Genomic DNA, 18,562 nt, shown 5'->3' on the forward strand with positions numbered 1-18,562 from the left:
TCGGTGGCCAGAACCGCAGGCCACCGAGCATAACTATTAATGACGTACCGCTACGCTATCAGGATGTCGGGCGTTGCTCCAGCACGGCGTCGATAAGGCCGTACTCGACTGCCCTTTCGCCGTTCATGAAGTTGTCACGATCCGTATCACGCGCGATGGTTTCAAGATCCTGACCTGTATGATGCGCCAGAATCTTGTTCAAGCGCTCCTTGATCGTCAGAATTTCTCGAGTATGGATCTCGATGTCGGTCGCCTGACCCTGATACCCACCAAGCGGCTGGTGAATCATCATTCGAGAGTTGGGCAAGCAGAACCGTTTCCCAGCTGCGCCACCTGCGAGCAGCAAGGCGCCCATGCTTGCGGCCTGGCCGATACACACGGTTGAAACGTTTGGTTTGATAAACTGCATGGTGTCGTAGATCGACATACCCGCAGTAACCGAGCCACCCGGCGAGTTGATATAGAGATGAATGTCCTTGTCGGGGTTTTCCGATTCAAGGAACAACAGCTGCGCAACCACAAGGTTGGCCATGTAATCTTCCACCGGCCCAACGAGGAAGATGACGCGCTCTTTCAGCAGGCGAGAATAGATATCATAAGAACGCTCACCGCGTGCGCTCTGCTCGACCACCATCGGGACCAAACCACCAGCGTTACTGATGTCGAAGTCGTTTCCCATTGCGTCCTTCCTTGTCCAGTGATTATAAACCCGGCCTTGGCCGGGTTTAATAGTACATTGACAACATCGATCCAAAGAGTCGAATTAAGCCGTTTCGCTGCTTTCTTCCTGGGCTTCTTCGCTGTCTTCAGACACCTGTTGCTGAGCAGCCTGAAGCGCTTCCTGATAACTCATTTCGACATCGTTTACCGTTGCTTGAGCAAGCAACTGATCAACCGCTTTCTTTTCAAGAACAGCTGATTTCACCTGATTTTTCAATTGCTCGTCGTTCATGTAGTGCTCGACCAGCTGTTCTGGCTCTTCATACTGGCCGGAATATTCACGAATGTAGTCGCGAATTTCATCATCGTTTGCATCGATTTCGTTCGCGCTTACCACTTCAGCAAGAAGCAGCCCTACAACCACGCGATCACGGGCCTGCTCTTCAAACAGCTCATCAGGCAGCTGTGAAACGTCAAAGTCTTCACCAAGTCCGAACTGCTGAGCGGCCTGACGCTTGACGGTCTGGCATTCTTGTTGAACAAGCGTTTTCGGAACAGTCACGTCATTGGCTTTTTTAAGCGCTGCCATGACTTGCTGCTTGACGCTATTATCAACCGCGTTGCTCAGCTCGCGCTCCATATTGGCACGAACGTCGGCCTTGAATTCGTCCAGATCACCGCTTTCAATACCGAATTTTTTGGTGAATTCAGCATCAACCTCCGGCAGGCTCTGCTCGGATACCTCGTGGACCACGACCTTGAAGACCGCTTCCTTACCCGCGAGATGTTCCGCTTGATAATCTTCCGGGAAGTTCACGGTAACTTCAGTCTCGTCGCCTGCCTTGGCGCCCTCAAGCTGAGCTTCGAAACCGGGAATGAAGCTTTCGGAACCGAGAACTAGCTCGTGGCCTTCTGCCTTGCCGCCCTCAAACGCTTCACCATCGATGAAACCTTCAAAGTCGATCTTGACCTGATCACCGCTTTGCGCCGGACGATCAACGCTTGTCCACTTGGCGTTTTGCTTGCGCAGCGTCTCGATCATTTCGTCGACGTCGGCACCAGTGATGTCTGCCTTGGGTCGCTCAACCTCGGTGCCTTCGATGCTTTTAAGCTCGATTTCCGGATAGACTTCAAAGGTTGCGACGAATTCGAGATCCTTGCCCGCTTCATCAACGGTCGGCTCGATGGACGGATAGCCGGCCGGGTTCAATTCCTTTTCACTGAGGGCGCTGACGTAATGCTGGCGAATCAGCTCACTGACGACCTCATTGCGAACGTCCTTGCCAAAGCGCTGGCGAACAACTGACATCGGCACCTTGCCCGGGCGAAACCCGTTGAGCTTGGTTTTTTGAGCGGTTTCCTTCAGGCGCTCATCGACCGTCTGATCAACTTGGCTGGCCGGTACTTGTACGGTTACCCGACGCTCGATCGGGGACGTTGTTTCGACAGAAACTTGCATGAAAGATCCTCTACCCACAATGAGTGGCGTTGCGCTAAAAATATAAAGACTGGGATTCTAAAAACCCCGACATGCGCTGGCAAGCGCGGTATGGGATCTATTTGTAGGCGTCCGTGTTTTTTTTCAACCCCCGACACCTAGAAAATCTAGAAACCCATGTACCAACGAAAAAAACCCAGGGAAGCACGGGTGCTTTCCTGGGGTCTCTGACCGCTTGTAGAAATGGGGTGGATGATGGGGATCGAACCCACGACCACCGGAGCCACAATCCGGGGCTCTACCACTGAGCTACACCCACCATATCTACATTTACCGCATTTGCTGAGCTTGCGCTTGGCACGCCCAGCAGGACTCGAACCTGCAACCTACGGCTTAGAAGGCCGTTGCTCTATCCGGTTGAGCTATAGGCGCATTCTATATATCCAAGCCTTTCCGGTCAACTAATCGTTTCAAATTAAACACTTGAATCAATTAGTGGTCGGGGTAGAGGGATTTGAACCCCCGACATCCTGCTCCCAAAGCAGGCGCGCTACCAGACTGCGCTATACCCCGATTCCGGCTCACCTGCTGGCTTCGCCCTAATGCGAGGCGCATTCTACAATAACGCCTTTTGAGGTCAAGCATTAATTTACCCCTTGAACGCATAAAGCCAATTGACTGTGGCAGGGGGCGTGCGAAAATTACGGGCTTTGAATCACACAGCGCCATGAGGACGCAACTACATGACGGCCCGATTAATCGACGGAAAAGCTATTGCTGCCCAGGTTCGAGACCATGTTACCCAACAAGTCGCTCAAAGACGCGACCGAGGTCAGCGTCTCCCCGGGCTGGCCGTCGTGCTCGTAGGTGACGATCCGGCCTCACAGGTGTATGTGGGCAAGAAACATCAAGCTTGTGAAGCTGCCGGTATTCTCTCTTATCAGCATGAGCTGCCTGAAAACGTCTCCCAGACCGAACTTGAACAACTGATCGACTCGCTGAACGCTGACAAAAGCGTCGACGGCATCCTGCTCCAGCTTCCCCTGCCGGCGCACCTGGACGCCAACCCGTTACTGGAGCGCATTCGCCCTGATAAGGATGTGGACGGCTTTCATCCCTATAATCTCGGTCGCCTGGCACAGCGAATGCCCGTGCTCAGACCCTGCACCCCTAAAGGCATCATGACGCTTCTCGAGAAAAGCGATCTTGATGTTCGCGGAATGAACGCAACCGTGGTCGGCGCATCGAACATCGTCGGCCGACCACTCGCTCTTGAACTGCTGCTAGGCGGCTGCACCACAACCGTCTGCCATCGCTTCACTCGCGACCTGGAAGACCATGTAAGGCGTGCAGAGCTGTTGGTCGTGGCGGTCGGAAAGCCGGGGCTGGTAAAAGGCGAATGGGTCAAGGAAGGCGCCATCGTGATCGATGTCGGTATCAATCGCATGGATGACGGCACACTGACGGGCGATGTCGAGTTCGAACCCGCCTCAGAGCGCGCAAGTCACATCACGCCTGTGCCGGGCGGCGTGGGCCCGATGACCGTTGCTACCTTGCTTGAAAACACCCTTCAGGCCGCGGACATGCATGACGCAGGCTGACGCTTTTTTTTGAAGGACCATGACGGCATTAAAAAACCCCGGTAAGTACCGGGGTTTTCTTTAAGGCAGCTGTTATCGAAACGGCTAAGACCAGAGACTGCATTTAGCCGTGCTCAACCACCCAGCCGGTACCCTCTCTACTGTCCTTCAAGATAATGCCCTTCTCCGCAAGCGTATCGCGAATACGATCCGCTTCGGCAAAATCCTTGGCTTTGCGGGCATCATTGCGTGCCTGAATCTGAGCTTCAATCTCTTCCTCGGTGATTTCAAGCGCAGACTGCCCCCCCTTAAGAAACTCGGAGGGTGAGTAGTTCAAGAGCCCAAGTAGACCTGCCAGGCGCCGCAGCTCGGATGCCAGCGCACCTGCCTCTTCACCGTCCTTCTTGGCCCGGTTGATGTCCCGCGCAAGCTCGAACAACACCGCCATCGCCTCGGGCGTATTGAAGTCGTCGTCCATCGCCCGATGAAAACGCTCGCTATAGCGTGAATCCACCGCCTCAGAGCTCAAATCAACCCCATCGAGCGCGTTATAAAGGCGCTCCAGCGAGCGCCGCGCCTCATCGAGTGCGTCCGGCGCGTAATTGATCGCACTGCGGTAATGACTGGCCACCAGAAGATAACGCACCACTTCCGGATCATGGACCTCTAGAACATCACGGATGGTGAAGAAGTTGCCAAGCGACTTGGACATCTTTTCATCGTTGACCCGAAGCGCACCGGCGTGCATCCACACGTTGGCATAGGTTTCGCCAGTGGCGGCTTCGCTTTGAGCAATTTCGTTCTCATGGTGCGGAAAGGTCAAGTCCGGGCCACCGCCGTGAATATCGAAGTTGTTGCCAAGGCAACACGTCGACATCGCCGAGCATTCGATATGCCACCCAGGGCGCCCCGGCCCCCAAGGCGACACCCAGGCACTTTCTTCGGGCTTGGCCGCCTTCCAGAGCACGAAATCGAGTGGGTCGGCCTTGGCAGAATCGACCTCGACCCGCGCACCGGACAGCATATCGTCGATAGCCCGATTATTGAGCTTGCCGTAGCCGTCGAACTTGCGCACCCGATAATACACGTCACCATTGTCGGCGGCGTAGGCATACCCCTTATCGATCAGCGTCGAGACCATAGTGATGATGTCATCGATGTGCTCGGTCGCCCTCGGTTCTCTGGTTGGCGCCAGCACGAACAGCTTACGCTCATCGTCGTGCATGGCATCGATCATTCGACCGGTCAGTGCATCGATCGATTCGCCGTTTTCCTGCGCACGCGCGATGATCTTGTCATCAACATCGGTAATGTTTCGAACATAGGTAACGTCAAAGCCCTTGGCCCGCAGATAACGTGTGATGACGTCAAAAGCGACCAGCACCCGGGCATGCCCCAGATGGCAATAGTCATAGACCGTCATGCCGCACACGTACATTCGAATCTTGCCAGGCTCGATCGGTGTCAACGGCGCTTTTTCACGCGTGAGTGTGTTGTAAACCTGCACCTGACCTCCTCAGCCTTTCTTCTGTGCCTTGGCCCAACCGTCTTTCAAGCTGACGGTTCGGTTGAAAACCCGTTTACCTTCGTCAAGTGCGTAGCGGTCAGCGCAGAAATACCCGACACGCTCGAACTGGAACCGGTCTTCCGCCCGCGCCTCAGCAAGCGCCGGCTCGCCGATAGCCTGGCAGATTTCCAAAGAGTCAGGGTTCAGGTGCTCGAGAAAATCGATGTCCTTGTCCTTATCCGGCGATTCAACCTGAAAGAGGTTGTCGTAATTGCGCACTTCGATCGGCACACCGTGCGTTTCACTGACCCAATGGATAACCCCTTTGACCTTACGGTCTTCCGGGTTCTTGCCAAGCGTGTCGTAATCCACACTGCAATGAAGCTCGACAACGTCACCGGCGTCGTTTTTGATCACCTCATCGCAACGGATGATGTAGGTGTTACGAAGCCGCACTTCCTTACCCGGTGCCAGGCGGAAGAACTTCTTGGGCGGCTCTTCCATGAAGTCGTCCTGATCGATCCAGAGCGTCTTGGTCATCGGAAGCTTACGCATGCCCATATCATCACGCGCGGGGTGCCCAGGCACTTCGAAAACCTCTTCGCGGTCAGCGTCCCAGTTGGTCAGCACCACCTTCAGCGGTTTCATCACGCACATGGCGCGCGGGGCGTTGTCTTCAAGGTCGCTTCGAATCGCGTGGTAAAGCATATGAATATCAACCACGCTTGCCGCACGCGCCACGCCGATCATGTCGCAGAACTTGCGAATGGACGCCGGGGTGTAGCCGCGTCGGCGCATGCCGGAAATGGTTGGCATCCTGGGGTCATCCCAACCATCGACGATGTTTTGATCCACCAGAAGCTTGAGCTTTCGCTTGGACGTCACGGTGTAGTTCAGGTTAAGCCGCGCAAACTCGATCTGACGCGGCGTGTTTGGAACCGGCAGATTGGCGAGGAACCACTCATAAAGCGGCCGGTGATCCTCGAACTCGAGCGTACAGATCGAATGCGTCACGCCTTCAAGCGCATCGGACTGTCCATGCGTGAAGTCGTAGGACGGATAGATCTTCCACGCGTCGCCGGTCTGGTGATGCCGAGCATGGCGGATGCGGTAAAGGACCGGATCACGCAGGTTGATGTTGGGCGCGGCCATGTCGATCTTGGCACGAAGTGATTTCTCGCCTTCGGCGAACTCACCCTTACGCATGCGATCGAGCAGGTCGAGGTTTTCCTCGACGCTTCGCTCGCGGTGCGGGCTTGGCTTGCCGGGTTCGGTCAACGTGCCGCGGTACTCTCGCATCTGCTCGGCGTTGAGATCGTCGACATAGGCCTTACCTTCGCGCACCAGGTGTTGCGCCCACTCGTAAAGCGTATCGAAGTAGTCGGATGCAAACCGCGCATCACCGCCCCACTCGAAGCCAAGCCACTGAATGTCTTCCTTGATGGCATCGATATAAACCTGCTCTTCCTTTTCAGGATTGGTGTCATCGAAACGCAGGTGACAGACCCCGCCAAACTGCTCGGCCAGGCCGAAATTGAGGCAGATGGATTTGGCGTGCCCGACGTGGAGAAAGCCATTGGGCTCAGGCGGAAAACGCGTGACGATCGATGCGCCCTGCCCGGACTCGAGTTCGTCACGAAGTTGATTGCGGATAAAATTCGCAGCGCTGGCGCTTTCTTGACTCATGAGACGTCGGTCAACCTCTAAGATGATTCTGGATTCGGTGCGGTTTCCCGCGTGTCGATAAAGCCGCTATTATAGCGCGACCTTCATGCGTCACATCAAACGTGGCGCTCTACGTTTTATAAGGATAACGGCATGATTGTTCTCGAAACCAACTACGGCAACATCACTCTCAAACTGTTCAAGGACGAGGCGCCTGAAACCGCAGCCAACTTCGAGCAATACGTCAAAGATGGCTTTTACGATAACACGTTATTCCACCGCGTCATCGATGGCTTCATGGTTCAAGGCGGCGGCTTTTCTCTTGATTTCGAACAGAAGCCGACCGGTGAGCCGATCAAGAACGAAGCCAACAACGGCCTTGAAAACAAGGTTGGCCGTGTCTCCATGGCCCGCACCATGGACCCGCACTCCGCAACCGCGCAGTTTTTCGTCAATGTCTCCGACAACAGCTTCCTGAACCACACCGCGCCCACACCGCAGGGCTGGGGTTACTGTGTATTCGGCGAAGTCGTCGAGGGCATGGACGTGGTCAACGAAATCAAGTCGGTCAAGACCACGCGCCGCGGCCCGCACGCCGATGTGCCGGCCGAAGATGTCGTGCTCAAGAAAGCCTACATCGCCGAATGATCGAGAACGCATGATGCATCAGCGGCGCGAGCACGCGCCGCTTTTTCTCATCGCATACCCACTCAGGCGTTCGAGGCACCATGACCACTACCCTGTTTATTTCCGATATTCATCTGTTCGAGCAGGAACCCGAAACGGCTCAGGGGTTTCTGGATTATCTCGCCTTTCGGGCACCCGACGCCGATGATCTCTACATTCTGGGTGATCTGTTCGAAGGCTGGATCGGTGACGACGCACAAGGCCCGTTCGAGGCGCGCATCATCGAAGCACTGCGCACCCTGAGCGAACAAGGCACTCGCGTCCACGTCATGCACGGCAACCGCGACTTTCTGCTGGGCCACGCCTTTGCCGAAGAAAGTCACACCCACCTGATCGACGACCCCTCACTCATTGCGCTGGGTGACACACCGGTACTTCTGATGCACGGCGACAGCCTCTGCACCCAGGACCCGGAATACATGAAATTTCGAGCGATGGCCCGCGACCCCAACTGGCAAAACGCCATCCTCGCAAAGCCCCTGGAAGAGCGTCTGGCGCTTGCCAAGCAGCTTCGCCAACAATCTGGCGAGGCCAATTCCCGCAAGGCCGATGACATCATGGACGTCGCGCCTGACGCGGTGCTCGATGCCCTCCGCGAACACAACGTTCGCACGCTGATCCACGGTCACACCCACCGCCCGGACATCCACGACGTCGACCTTGGCGGTGATGCCGCAAAGCGTTACGTCCTGGGCGATTGGAAGGACAACCTCGGCTGGGAGCTGCGCCACGAGGGCGACACGCTGTCACTGGTCAGTTTCTCGCTGACCGACCTGTCCCACGCCTGAGCCACTCGAGCGGGCACCTCCTCGGTGCCCCTACTCTTCGTACGCCCTCACCCTTCCCCGTTCAACTGATTAAGTCGCTGCCTGAAGCGCATCATCAACGGGGCATCACTTGCAGGAATGGCCAGAAGCGTTCGCTCGAGTCGGTCGATGACCTCATCATCGTCGCGTTTAACGTGCGTAAGCCAGGCGTCCTGAGCGACCAGCTCAAAATGAAGATTGCAATTGCCTCGAGCGAGTTCGATTGCCTCGGTCAACAAGGTGCGCACTTCGTCTTGACGATCGCCAAGCTTTGCAAGGCTTCGGGCATGCACGATTAAAAGCTCCGGCAGATACAGAAGATCGCTTCGGCGGTAGAACTCGATGTTGCGCTCGAACACCTTGACCGCGCGCTGAAGGTAGCCAAGCGCCTGGCAGGCCTCGATGTACCAAATAACCGCCATGCAATAAAGATTGCCGAAGGCACGCTCGGAAAGCGCCTCCAGCGCCTCCTCCAGGCGAATCACGCCCTCGGGCTTGCCCATCACGGCATCGACCCAGCCTCGAAGACACTCGGCCGCCCACCGCCAGGGGTCAAGATCCGCCGTGGAAATGATTGCAAGGGCCTTGTCGGCACGCTCGGCCACCAGCCGTACATGCCCGTGGCGACGGTACAGACAGCCGCTGCCCACCAGCGCCATTACCTGTGACGGCGGATGCTTCAAGTCGGTTGCACGACCCATCAAGGCGTCCATGCAGAATTCCGCGTGCTCATAATCGGCCCGAAGTGAGGCGCAGCACGCCAGCAGCACACCGCTTTGAATCTGCGGGTGCAGGGCATAGGGCACCCATTCAAGCGACAAGCCGGCCGACATCCCCCCCATCGCCTCGAACGCCTGGGTTGCCTCGATGATATGCCCTCTGAAAAAAGCCGTACTGCCGCGGCCGAACTCGGCAAGCCGGGTATAGCGCTCGTCGCTCATGCCCTTGGCGCATTCGATCAACAGCTTGGCCCGTGCCTGCGCTTCATCGAGCATCAGACGCTCATTCATGATGATGAGCTGCCCCCAGAGCACCGTGAAGTACTGATCGTCGACTTCTTCATCCCCGGACGTAACCGTCTCTTTCGACTCCAAAAGCGCCTGGGCCTTGGAAAAGCTTTGCTCGGCGATCGACGAAATACTGCCCTCGAGCTCGAAGCCAGCATGACCGCGCACGATTAGCAAACTAATGTGGCGGTCGACGCCGTCAGCGGCCTGTTCGATGCAATCAAGGCCATCGTCGGCCATGGCAAGCGCCGTGTGGCTTGCGCCGGCCTGAACCGCGTCCCGGGCGGCGAGCTCGAAGTAGCGCGCCGCTCGGGCAAAGATGCCGCACCGACACAGATGATGCGCGAAATAGCCCGGATAACGGCTCAGCCAGTGCGGACGTTCGCGTTCGATCAGCTCGACCATAAAGGCGTGGGTACGCTTTCGAATATCAGGATGGCAGCCACTGTAGGCTGCTTCATGAAGAAGCTGATGGGAGAACTGGTAATCAAACTCGCTGCTGTTGACGCAGCGTTCAATGATCTCCATTCGCCGCATGCGCTCCAGCGCCTGCTTCAAGCGTCGGTCGGTGATTTCGAGACATTTCTGCAACAGATCACTGCTGAACTGGCGACCAATGACAGACGCGACATGCGCCTCACTTCGAAATTCATCGAGCTGATCGATCCGGCTGGAAAGAAGCCCGACCAACCCGGACGGTAACCGCTCGATTTCAACGGGACGCCCATCGCGGCGTTCCATATAAAGGCTCCGACAGATTTCTTGAAGATACAGTGGCACGCCATCGCAGCGCTCGAGCAATTGTTGACGAACCCGTGAGCCCAGGTTGAGTCGATACCGTCTGACAAGATACTCGAGAAGGCGTGCCGTGTTATTGGCGTCCAGCCGGCCAAGCACCACCTGACGATCCCAATGCATACAGGCCTGAAGGGGGCTATTCATCGGTAGGCTTGCAACGATCAACAGAGGATGATGCATGGCAAGACGCGCCTGGGTATTGGCAAGAATCTTGAGCGAGGCCTCATCGATCCACTGAAGGTCATCGAGCATGATCAAAAATGGTCGATGCTGGCAGCGGTTTTCGATCATGTACTGAAGCGCAATCGTCGCAATTTCGATCGCCCGGCGCTGCTGCGCACTGTCTGACTCGATGCCCGACGAATCATCTACGCCCAGCAACCGATACAGTAGCCCCACACCCTCCTCGCTCCAGGAGGCCGCCTCTGGGTGTACTAACCGAATGCGGTCGAGCGCTTCACGGGTCAGCGCACCGCCAAGGCGCCAGCGAAACAGGGTACGCAGCAGACCAAAGGGCTCCTGATACGACACACGCGTATTGGACACCCAACACACATCGATATCGCTGCTTTGTTTGAGCTGGCGGAAGTGAACCATGAGCGAGCTCTTGCCCATACCGCTCTCCCCACGCACCAACACGCTCTGGCGTAGACCAATCATCGCACGTGACAACGCATCCTCGAGCTCGCGCTCAGTCACTTCCCTGCCAAATAGGTGTGGTGGCAGCGGCTCAGCGCTGTGGTCGCTGCTGAGCACCAGCATCTTGCGGCGAACTTCACCGTTTGCAGCCCAAAGTCGCATGAAAAGACGCGGCTGAAGATCGAGTGCTGGCGGCATCTGATGGCTTGCCTCCGGCGAAATGACCAACTCGCTGCCTCGCGCCGTGCTCACAAGTTCAAGCGCGGGCTGTGTCACGGCACCGAGCGGATCCATCATGCGCCGCTCGGGGATGAAAATGGCACGCCCACTATGAAGACCGGCGGCCAGATCGAACTGAGGCAACTCCGAACTTCTGCCCTGCCAGCTCGCTGCAACGACATCGGCCATCGAGCGGCGACAGTGCTCGTAAAGCGCCACCAGTTCCGCCAGCTGATGCGCCGGCCCATGAGTCCCGAAACAGGCCATGCCAAGCCCGCCGGCGGCCCCCGGCAACCAGAAGCCGCCCAGATGACGACACTGCTGCTCGACCCAGCGAATAAGCTGCCGCTGAGCGTCCAGGCAGTGAATCATCCACTGGCGCTCGGCGTCGGCCCGACTAGCCTGGCTGATTCGAATGACCATCACAGATATCTGGCGATAGTCGATGTCGTCCTGCTGAAGACCGGTAAACATCGGCCCGTCTGATGGCACAGAGGCCGGTGCCCGAAACGCATGGTCAGCGGCGTCCTCGTCATCACTCGACCACGCCCGTGCAAGCTTCAAAAGCTCCGGTGAGGGTTGCTGCCCCGAAATCGCAAGCTGTTCTAAATAAGCGTTGTAATGCTCACGAGCCGCCTCGATGTCGCCCTGCTCGATCCGATTGGAAATCGCGCGGCGCTGAAAGACGTCATAGCGCGGAAACAGATGAACGATGCGATCGACAAGATAAGCGTCGACATTGTTCGAGGCCTTGAACACACGCTCGATGTAATGAATCACGCTCAATCGACACTGTTCTCGACGCTCCAATAGCCACCGCTGGAACTCGCCGCAGTTGTTCAGTTGAAGCCCTTCCGCCAGCTCGCCGCGGTACAACGTCAGAATACACTCAAGATTGTCGACATTAGGTTCGCCATCGAGAGACGCTGTCAGCGCCATCACATCAATCGACCACTCAGGCGAAGAAGAGGCGTTCAGCGCCAGGTTCTGCCGGCTGATTTCAAGGACGGCTTCTTCCTTGCCAAGCGCCTGGCGCAGACTATGTAGCGCATGACGCAGGTTCGTTCGCGCTGAACTTGGCTCGGTATCCGGCCATAGCCAACTGGCAATCAAGGACCGCGATACGGCTTTTTCGCTCAGGAGAAGAAGCACGAACAAGGCTTTCACCTTGTCATAGCTGAATTGGGTTATCGTCTTTTCCGGCGTCTCGAGCTTGAACCCGCCCAACACCTGAAGCGCCACGCGCGCATCCTTTGCCATCGTCCTTCCCTGCCGTGAAAAGCGGTCGTCGACATTAGGTCAACACACCGCTGTGAAACCTGAAGTGGGTATCCGTGGACTCGATCAGTTCACGCTCATGTTCTCGAAACGCGGCAATCCGCTCATCTACGTTATCGTCCGGGCCGGCGTAATCACGAGCCAGCCCCAGATAATCCTCGAAATGGCGCGCCTCGGACTTGAGCAGGGTTCGGTAATAGCGCGCCAGTTCGTCATCGAGGTGCGGGATAAGACTTGCAAAACGCTCACAGGAACGCGCCTCGATAAAGGCCCCTACAATCAGAATATCGATTAGGCGCCCTGGCTCATTCTTGCGCACATGAGCGCGAAGCCCCTCTGCGTAGCGCGACGCGCTCAGATGGCTGTAGTCGATCCCGCGTGCTGCCATCAGCCCGACCACCTGCTCAAAATGAAGCAATTCCTCGCGGGCGAGCTGCGACATCTTGCTCAAAAGCCCCGGCTTTTCGACGTAGCGAAACAAAAGATGCATGGCCGTCGACGCCGCCTTCTTTTCGCATTGCGCGTGATCGATCAAAAGAATCTCGTTGTGCATTGCCGCCGCCTCGATCCAGGCTGCGGGCGTACGACAGGGCAGGAAGTCGAGCAGAACCTTGGGAACCTGATCCGAAACCATCCTTTCTTTCCTTAACAAAACGGCAGAATTAACAAACGCTAGACGTAACAACGACAGTGATAACACGCCATTGTCGCCAGTCCGGCGCGCCACGTCGACACTTACACCGGAAAGCCCGGGATGAACATCGCCTATGCACGCGTATGATACGCGGCCGTTCCCTTAACATTGTCGACACTTTACCGTAAACTCTCTGGCCTCGAAGCGCGGTAGGTCACTGTGTCTTGCCCGATACCTGAGCCATGCCGCGCATTCGACACAGATAACCAACGAGGACCACCACCGTGCTTGAAGCCTATCGTCAGCATGTCGAGGAACGCGCGCTCGACGGCGTCCCGCCCAAGCCGCTGAATGCGGAAATGACCAGTGAACTGGTCGAGCTACTTAAAAACCCGCCGGCCGGCGAAGAAGCTTTTCTACTTGAGTTGTTGACCGACCGCATCCCCCCGGGTGTTGATGAAGCAGCCTATGTGAAGGCCGGTTTTTTGGCAGCGATTGCTAAGGGTGAGACGCAGTCACCGCTGATCGATAAGGTTCACGCCGTTAAGCTGCTTGGCACCATGCAGGGTGGGTACAACATCGCAACTCTGGTCGAGCTGCTCGACGATGAGGCCCTGGCCGCGGAAACCGCCGAACAGCTCAAGCACACGCTGCTGATGTTCGACGCGTTCCACGACGTTGCCGACCGCGCCAAGGCGGGCAACGCGCACGCTCAGGGCGTAATCGAATCCTGGGCCGATGCCGAATGGTTCAAGGCCAAGGCGCCGGTACCTGAAAAGGTCAGCATTGCGGTCTTCAAGGTGCCCGGTGAAACCAATACCGACGACCTGTCTCCGGCACCTGACGCCTGGTCTCGCCCGGACATACCGCTGCACGCCAACGCAATGCTCAAGAACCCGCGTGACGGCATCGATCCCGAAGAACCCGGCAACAAGGGCCCGCTTTCCCAGATCGACGCCGTCAAGGCCAAGGGGTTCCCGGTTGCCTACGTCGGCGACGTCGTTGGTACCGGCTCCTCGCGCAAGTCCGCCACCAACTCGGTTCTGTGGTTCTTCGGCGATGACATCCCGAATGTTCCCAACAAGCGTGCCGGCGGCTTCTGTTTCGGCGGCAAGATCGCACCGATCTTCTTCAACACCATGGAAGACGCCGGTGCCCTGCCGATCGAAATGGACGTCTCGAACATGGCCATGGGCGATGTGATTGACGTCTATCCGTTCGAGGGCAAGGTCTGCCGTCATGACAGTGACGACGTGCTGTCGACATTCGAGCTGAAAACGCGCGTTCTTCTCGATGAAGTGCGTGCCGGTGGCCGTATTCCGCTGATTATCGGCCGCGGTCTGACCCAGAAAGCGCGTGACTACCTGGGCCTTGGTCCGGCTGACGACTTCCGTGTTCCGGAGCAGCCCGCCGACAATGGCAAGGGCTTTACCCTTGCGCAAAAAATGGTCGGCAAGGCCTGCGGCATGGACGGCGTTCGTCCCGGCATGTACTGCGAACCGCGCATGACCACGGTCGGGTCTCAGGACACCACCGGGCCAATGACGCGTGATGAGCTCAAGGATCTGGCGTGTCTCGGCTTCCAGGCCGATCTGGTCATGCAGTCCTTCTGCCATACCGCCGCCTATCCGAAGCCGATTGATGTTGAAATGCAGCACACCCTGCCCGATTTCATCATGAACCGGGGCGGTGTCTCACTGCGCCCGGGCGATGGCATCATCCACTCCTGGCTCAACCGCATGCTGCTGCCGGACACAGTCGGCACCGGCGGTGACTCGCACACGCGCTTCCCGATGGGCATTTCCTTCCCGGCAGGCTCGGGGCTGGTTGCCTTCGCCGCTGCCACCGGCGTCATGCCGCTGGACATGCCGGAATCCGTACTGGTGCGCTTCAAGGGCGAACGTCAGCCCGGCATCACCCTGCGCGATCTGGTGCACGCCATTCCGCTTTACGCCATCAAACAAGGGCTGCTTACGGTCGAGAAATCCAACAAGCAGAACGTGTTCTCCGGACGCGTCCTTGAAATCGAAGGCCTTGAAGATCTCACCGTCGAACAGGCATTCGAACTGTCCGACGCCTCTGCCGAGCGCAGCGCCGCCGGGTGCACCATCACGCTTTCAGACGACAGTGTCAGCGAGTACCTGAAATCGAACATCACCTTGCTTAAGTGGATGCTCGACAGTGGCTACGGCGATGCCCGCACCATCGCGCGCCGCATCGAAGGCATGGAAGAGTGGCTTGCCAACCCGAGCCTGATGCGCGCGGACAAGGACGCGGAATACGCCGCCGTGATCGAGATCGATCTGGCCGACGTCGACCAGCCAGTTCTGTGTGCGCCGAATGACCCCGATGACGCTCGCCTTCTCTCTGATGTTGCCGGCGAGCGCATCGATGAGGTCTTCATCGGCTCGTGCATGACCAACATCGGCCACTTCCGAGCCGCCGGTAAGCTGCTCGAGAAGCAACCGGCCGGGTCGCTCAAGACTCGCCTGTGGCTGGCACCGCCAACCAAGATGGATCAGCACCAGCTGACCGAGGAAGGCTACTACAGCATCTATGGCCGTGCTGGCGCACGCATGGAAATGCCGGGCTGTTCGCTGTGCATGGGCAACCAGGCCCGCGTCGCGCCGAAGTCGACGGTCGTATCCACCTCGACTCGAAACTTCCCGAACCGCCTGGGCGATGGTGCCAACGTCTACTTGGCGTCTGCCGAGCTTGCGGCGGTGGCTGCGGTCTACGGCGAACTTCCAAGCGTTGCTCGGTACAAGGAAATCATGAGCGAGTTCGACGCCATGGCCGGTGAGATCTATCGCTACATGAACTTCCATGAGATCGAGGAGTTTCAGAAGGCGGCCTCCAACGTGATCCCGGTCACCGAAGAAGCTTGAGCCTTGATCCCCATCAGAGAAAACCGCCGCTTAACGGCGGTTTTTTTATGTCCATGCAAACGATGACCTTGCTAAAAGCCGTAAGCAGTGCCATTATAAAACAGTGTTCGATGTCCCTGTCTTATCGAGTCCGCTCGAAACAATGACAATACAAAGCAATGGCAGGTCAACAACGCAGGACGCCCTGTATTTTATTTCAAGGAGCAACATGATGAACCGTATTGCATTGATGACAGCACCTATTCTGATCGGCAGCGCGTTCGTGGCCACTTCAGCCATGGCGGCAGACACAAATACTGCGACCAGTGAAGGCATTTATTCAGGCGTCGGTGTTGGCGAGACCCGCGTTCATGACGGCAATCTCCACGCGTTCTCCAATGACAATGCCGGCACTGCCAGCTTCAGCGACGACGACGACACTGCTCAGAACGCATTTGTCGGCTACAAGTACAACCCGTACTTCTCTACCGAGCTGTCCTTTACCGACCTCGGTGATATCGAAGCCCAGGGCAATGGCGCTGATGCTACCCTCAGCACCAAGGCCTATGGCCTGAGCGCCATCGGTGAAGTGCCGATCTACGGCGGCCTGAGCGGCTATGGCCGTGTCGGCTACGCATATTTCAAGACCGACGGTAACGGCAACTACGCCAATGGCGACAGCGTCGACAACGAATACGGCGGCGCGCCGATGTACGGTCTGGGCGCCAAGTATCAGTTCTCTGATGTGCCGGTCTTCGTTCGCGCCGAGTACACGCGCTATCAGCTCGACAGCAACTATAAGCTCGATACCGCAATGGGCTCTGTGGGCGTTCAGTTCTAAGACAAAACGTCGATCAAGAAACGCCGCTTCAAGCGGCGTTTTTTATGCTTGGCGGTAATGATTCAAGATAAGGCGAGATGGGCACGCTGTTGCAAGTAAACGCTTGATCGCCTGAAGCGCGCCCGGCGTTGCCTTGTCGACATGAAGCGTCGCCCCCTCCGCGCCGCCTTCCACGCCCGGAGCGCGTCCAGCCATTGGAGCCTGCCACTTTAAAAGCGTCAGCGCCCGCCCCTGGCCATGAGTGTTCCAGAACGCTTGCCATGCAGACCAGTCGAGCGCGCCCTCTTCCGGACACACGACCCAAACTCTGACATTACGGGCACGCGAGAGCGCAAGCGCAAGCGCACGAGCGCGCAGCCCGGCCTCTTCGTGTCCATTCGCGCCATAGCATCGCGCCAGTGTCTGCTCGTCGACAAGCCCATCCAGCGCGAGCCAATCAGCCGGCAGGACAAATACGTCCTTACGCTCAGTCAGCACATCCAGCGCCGTCAATTGCTTGATGGCAGCCCGCTCCTGCTCACGCATCAGTATCGAGAGCGCGGCCTGCTGGGCACATCCTCGAAGATAGAAAGACTCATCACCCTGAGGCGAATGGCTGGCCAGTTCGTCAATACGGCTAACATAAATCGGAGCGTGATGTCGCACCGACTCAGGTAGCTCTGAGTCGCCTCCCCCGATCACCCACAGCTGCGTCATTTGCGTAAGCCACTCACGACCAGACTCGCTGTCAACGCCTGGAAAACATACCGCGCCCGGTTGCAATCCCGCATTGGGCAACGACACGCATAGTACGCGCTCGCGCTCGGCCCAATCGGCCACCCGGCGATAGTCGGGAAGTGCAAGCTCACCAACCAGCGCCACGTTGCATTCCTGAGGGGCCGATCGAATCTCGAGCGCCAATGGCGTTGGGCCGGATGCCTCGAAGCTTGGCAAATGAAGCCGCTCACGATCCCATTCTGTCGTGAGTACGGTGTCTTGAACGCTTAAAACGCCCGCGCCCTGACCCGCCAGTATGAGATCCACCCCATCTGATATCCGGCACAGCCAATAGGGCGTTGGTTCGATGCGGCGATATATTTGCCCTGCTGTCGCGTTTACGGGGCACCCTCCCTCAGGTGTCACGACAAATACGAGTAACCGCCCGCTAGAATCCAGGTACGCATCCGAGGGAAAAAGCGCCTCAAAGGACACAGACGACAGCATGAGCGCCACAGGCACGTCAGGCCGGAGTGCATGCGTGGTTCTGGCGGCCTGAAGGGCAAGCGATGCAGGCAGCCGGTGCGTTGGCATATCGGTTCCGACGCCCGTCAGATCGAGGGACTCATCGAGCCAGGTTGTGGCAACACCCTTGACGCGTAAAAGCTGCATCAAAAGCGTTTTACCATCGAGTGAATCGCGCTCTGGCTCACTATGGGCACAGGAATCTGACATGATGAAGGGTCCTCCGGGTAGGTGAACAGAGTAACCAATACCCATCCGTTAAACTTGGCCCAACAGCGCATAGGGAGGCCGTAGCGCATGATCAAAAAGTTACTGAACCGTTTGAAAGCCGGACAACGTCCGGCACACTCAAAGCGCCTGCGTCTTATTATCTGCGGAAGCGATACTGCGCACTACAGCCTGCTGAGCGCTTTAAATGATAGATACGACGTGGTCGCTCTGATCACAACCGATCCATGGCAGCGCGGCACGACGCTTGAGGGCGTTCCTCTTCACTACCCCAGTGAAGTACCCGCGTTATGGCAGCGTTTCAAGGTCGACCGGCTGGTGATCTGCACACAGGGGGATCAAAGCGTGATCGAACAGGCAACCCCGGCGCGGTCGACGCCCTTTCTATGGGCGTGGGGCAGTGAATTGGATAAAGCGTCATCTGAATCACATTAAAAAACCCCCGACGCCTGCGCGCCGAGGGTTTTCTGATAACAACTGACCTTGA

General features: G+C 57.4%; 13 protein-coding genes and 3 tRNA genes. 6 read left to right on the forward strand and 10 right to left on the reverse strand.

All coding sequences use genetic code 11. The features are described 5' to 3' along the window. Positions 1 to 58 precede the first annotated feature (58 nt). The 5 genes from clpP to NAT23_RS03985 all read right to left on the reverse strand — a co-directional run bounded on the left by clpP (position 59) and on the right by NAT23_RS03985 (position 2,671). Positions 59 to 679, reverse strand: coding sequence for an ATP-dependent Clp endopeptidase proteolytic subunit ClpP (gene clpP, locus NAT23_RS03965; RefSeq protein ID WP_251590553.1), 621 nt, complete (start codon positions 677 to 679; stop codon positions 59 to 61). 84 nt (positions 680 to 763) lie between these two features. Beyond that, entirely contained in the window at positions 764 to 2,119 is a 1,356-nt protein-coding gene (gene tig / locus NAT23_RS03970) for a trigger factor (RefSeq protein ID WP_251925817.1), read from the reverse strand. 223 nt (positions 2,120 to 2,342) lie between these two features. Continuing rightward, positions 2,343 to 2,417 (reverse strand) — tRNA-His (locus NAT23_RS03975). Positions 2,418 to 2,453: 36 nt separating this feature from the next. Beyond that, positions 2,454 to 2,530: transfer RNA gene (locus NAT23_RS03980), tRNA-Arg, on the reverse strand. Between the two features lie 64 nt (positions 2,531 to 2,594). After that, positions 2,595 to 2,671: transfer RNA gene (locus NAT23_RS03985), tRNA-Pro, on the reverse strand. Between the two features lie 170 nt (positions 2,672 to 2,841). On the opposite strand from NAT23_RS03985, the gene folD reads away from it, so the two are divergent. Continuing rightward, entirely contained in the window at positions 2,842 to 3,699 is an 858-nt protein-coding gene (folD, locus tag NAT23_RS03990) for a bifunctional methylenetetrahydrofolate dehydrogenase/methenyltetrahydrofolate cyclohydrolase FolD (RefSeq protein ID WP_251925818.1), read from the forward strand. Positions 3,700 to 3,802: 103 nt separating this feature from the next. On the opposite strand, the gene cysS is transcribed toward folD, so the two are convergent. Both cysS and NAT23_RS04000 read right to left on the reverse strand, forming a co-directional pair. Beyond that, positions 3,803 to 5,185, reverse strand: a complete 1,383-nt coding sequence (gene cysS, locus NAT23_RS03995; RefSeq protein ID WP_251925819.1) for a cysteine--tRNA ligase — start codon at positions 5,183 to 5,185, stop codon at positions 3,803 to 3,805. Between the two features lie 9 nt (positions 5,186 to 5,194). Next, complete coding sequence (locus tag NAT23_RS04000; RefSeq protein ID WP_251925820.1) at positions 5,195 to 6,871, reverse strand: glutamine--tRNA ligase/YqeY domain fusion protein; 1,677 nt, start codon at positions 6,869 to 6,871, stop codon at positions 5,195 to 5,197. Between the two features lie 132 nt (positions 6,872 to 7,003). Between NAT23_RS04000 and NAT23_RS04005 the strand changes: the two genes are divergently transcribed. Beyond that, positions 7,004 to 7,498 carry a peptidylprolyl isomerase gene (locus tag NAT23_RS04005; protein ID WP_251590569.1) on the forward strand — a complete coding sequence of 165 codons (495 nt, stop codon included), beginning with the start codon at positions 7,004 to 7,006 and terminating at the stop codon, positions 7,496 to 7,498. A gap of 80 nt (positions 7,499 to 7,578) precedes the next feature. Beyond that, positions 7,579 to 8,325, forward strand: coding sequence for a UDP-2,3-diacylglucosamine diphosphatase (locus tag NAT23_RS04010; protein WP_251925821.1), 747 nt, complete (start codon positions 7,579 to 7,581; stop codon positions 8,323 to 8,325). A 47-nt stretch (positions 8,326 to 8,372) separates the two neighbouring features. Here NAT23_RS04010 and NAT23_RS04015 read toward each other — a convergent pair whose 3' ends face one another. Continuing rightward, positions 8,373 to 12,266 (reverse strand): ATP-binding protein, encoded by a 3,894-nt coding sequence (locus NAT23_RS04015; RefSeq protein ID WP_251925822.1) that lies wholly within the window; start codon positions 12,264 to 12,266, stop codon positions 8,373 to 8,375. 34 nt (positions 12,267 to 12,300) lie between these two features. Then, a complete protein-coding gene (locus NAT23_RS04020; protein WP_251925824.1) occupies positions 12,301 to 12,918 on the reverse strand; it encodes a MiaE family protein in 618 nt (205 codons plus the stop codon). Positions 12,919 to 13,202: 284 nt separating this feature from the next. On the opposite strand from NAT23_RS04020, the gene acnB reads away from it, so the two are divergent. Together acnB and NAT23_RS04030 are read left to right on the forward strand one after the other, a co-directional pair. Continuing rightward, the gene (gene acnB, locus NAT23_RS04025) at positions 13,203 to 15,806 is read left to right on the forward strand and encodes a bifunctional aconitate hydratase 2/2-methylisocitrate dehydratase (RefSeq protein ID WP_251925826.1); all 2,604 of its coding nucleotides are present in this window, start codon (positions 13,203 to 13,205) and stop codon (positions 15,804 to 15,806) included. Positions 15,807 to 16,014: 208 nt separating this feature from the next. Next, positions 16,015 to 16,626 (forward strand): outer membrane beta-barrel protein, encoded by a 612-nt coding sequence (locus NAT23_RS04030; RefSeq protein WP_251925828.1) that lies wholly within the window; start codon positions 16,015 to 16,017, stop codon positions 16,624 to 16,626. A 42-nt stretch (positions 16,627 to 16,668) separates the two neighbouring features. Here the strand turns inward: NAT23_RS04030 and NAT23_RS04035 are convergent, their stop codons facing one another. After that, complete coding sequence (locus NAT23_RS04035) at positions 16,669 to 18,057, reverse strand: hypothetical protein (protein ID WP_251925829.1); 1,389 nt, start codon at positions 18,055 to 18,057, stop codon at positions 16,669 to 16,671. An 87-nt stretch (positions 18,058 to 18,144) separates the two neighbouring features. Between NAT23_RS04035 and NAT23_RS04040 the strand changes: the two genes are divergently transcribed. After that, positions 18,145 to 18,510 (forward strand): nucleoside-diphosphate sugar epimerase/dehydratase, encoded by a 366-nt coding sequence (locus tag NAT23_RS04040; protein WP_251925831.1) that lies wholly within the window; start codon positions 18,145 to 18,147, stop codon positions 18,508 to 18,510. Positions 18,511 to 18,562 lie beyond the last annotated feature (52 nt).

The sequence above is a fragment of the Larsenimonas salina genome, from assembly GCF_023736155.1.
Lineage (GTDB): Bacteria > Pseudomonadota > Gammaproteobacteria > Pseudomonadales > Halomonadaceae > Larsenimonas > Larsenimonas salina.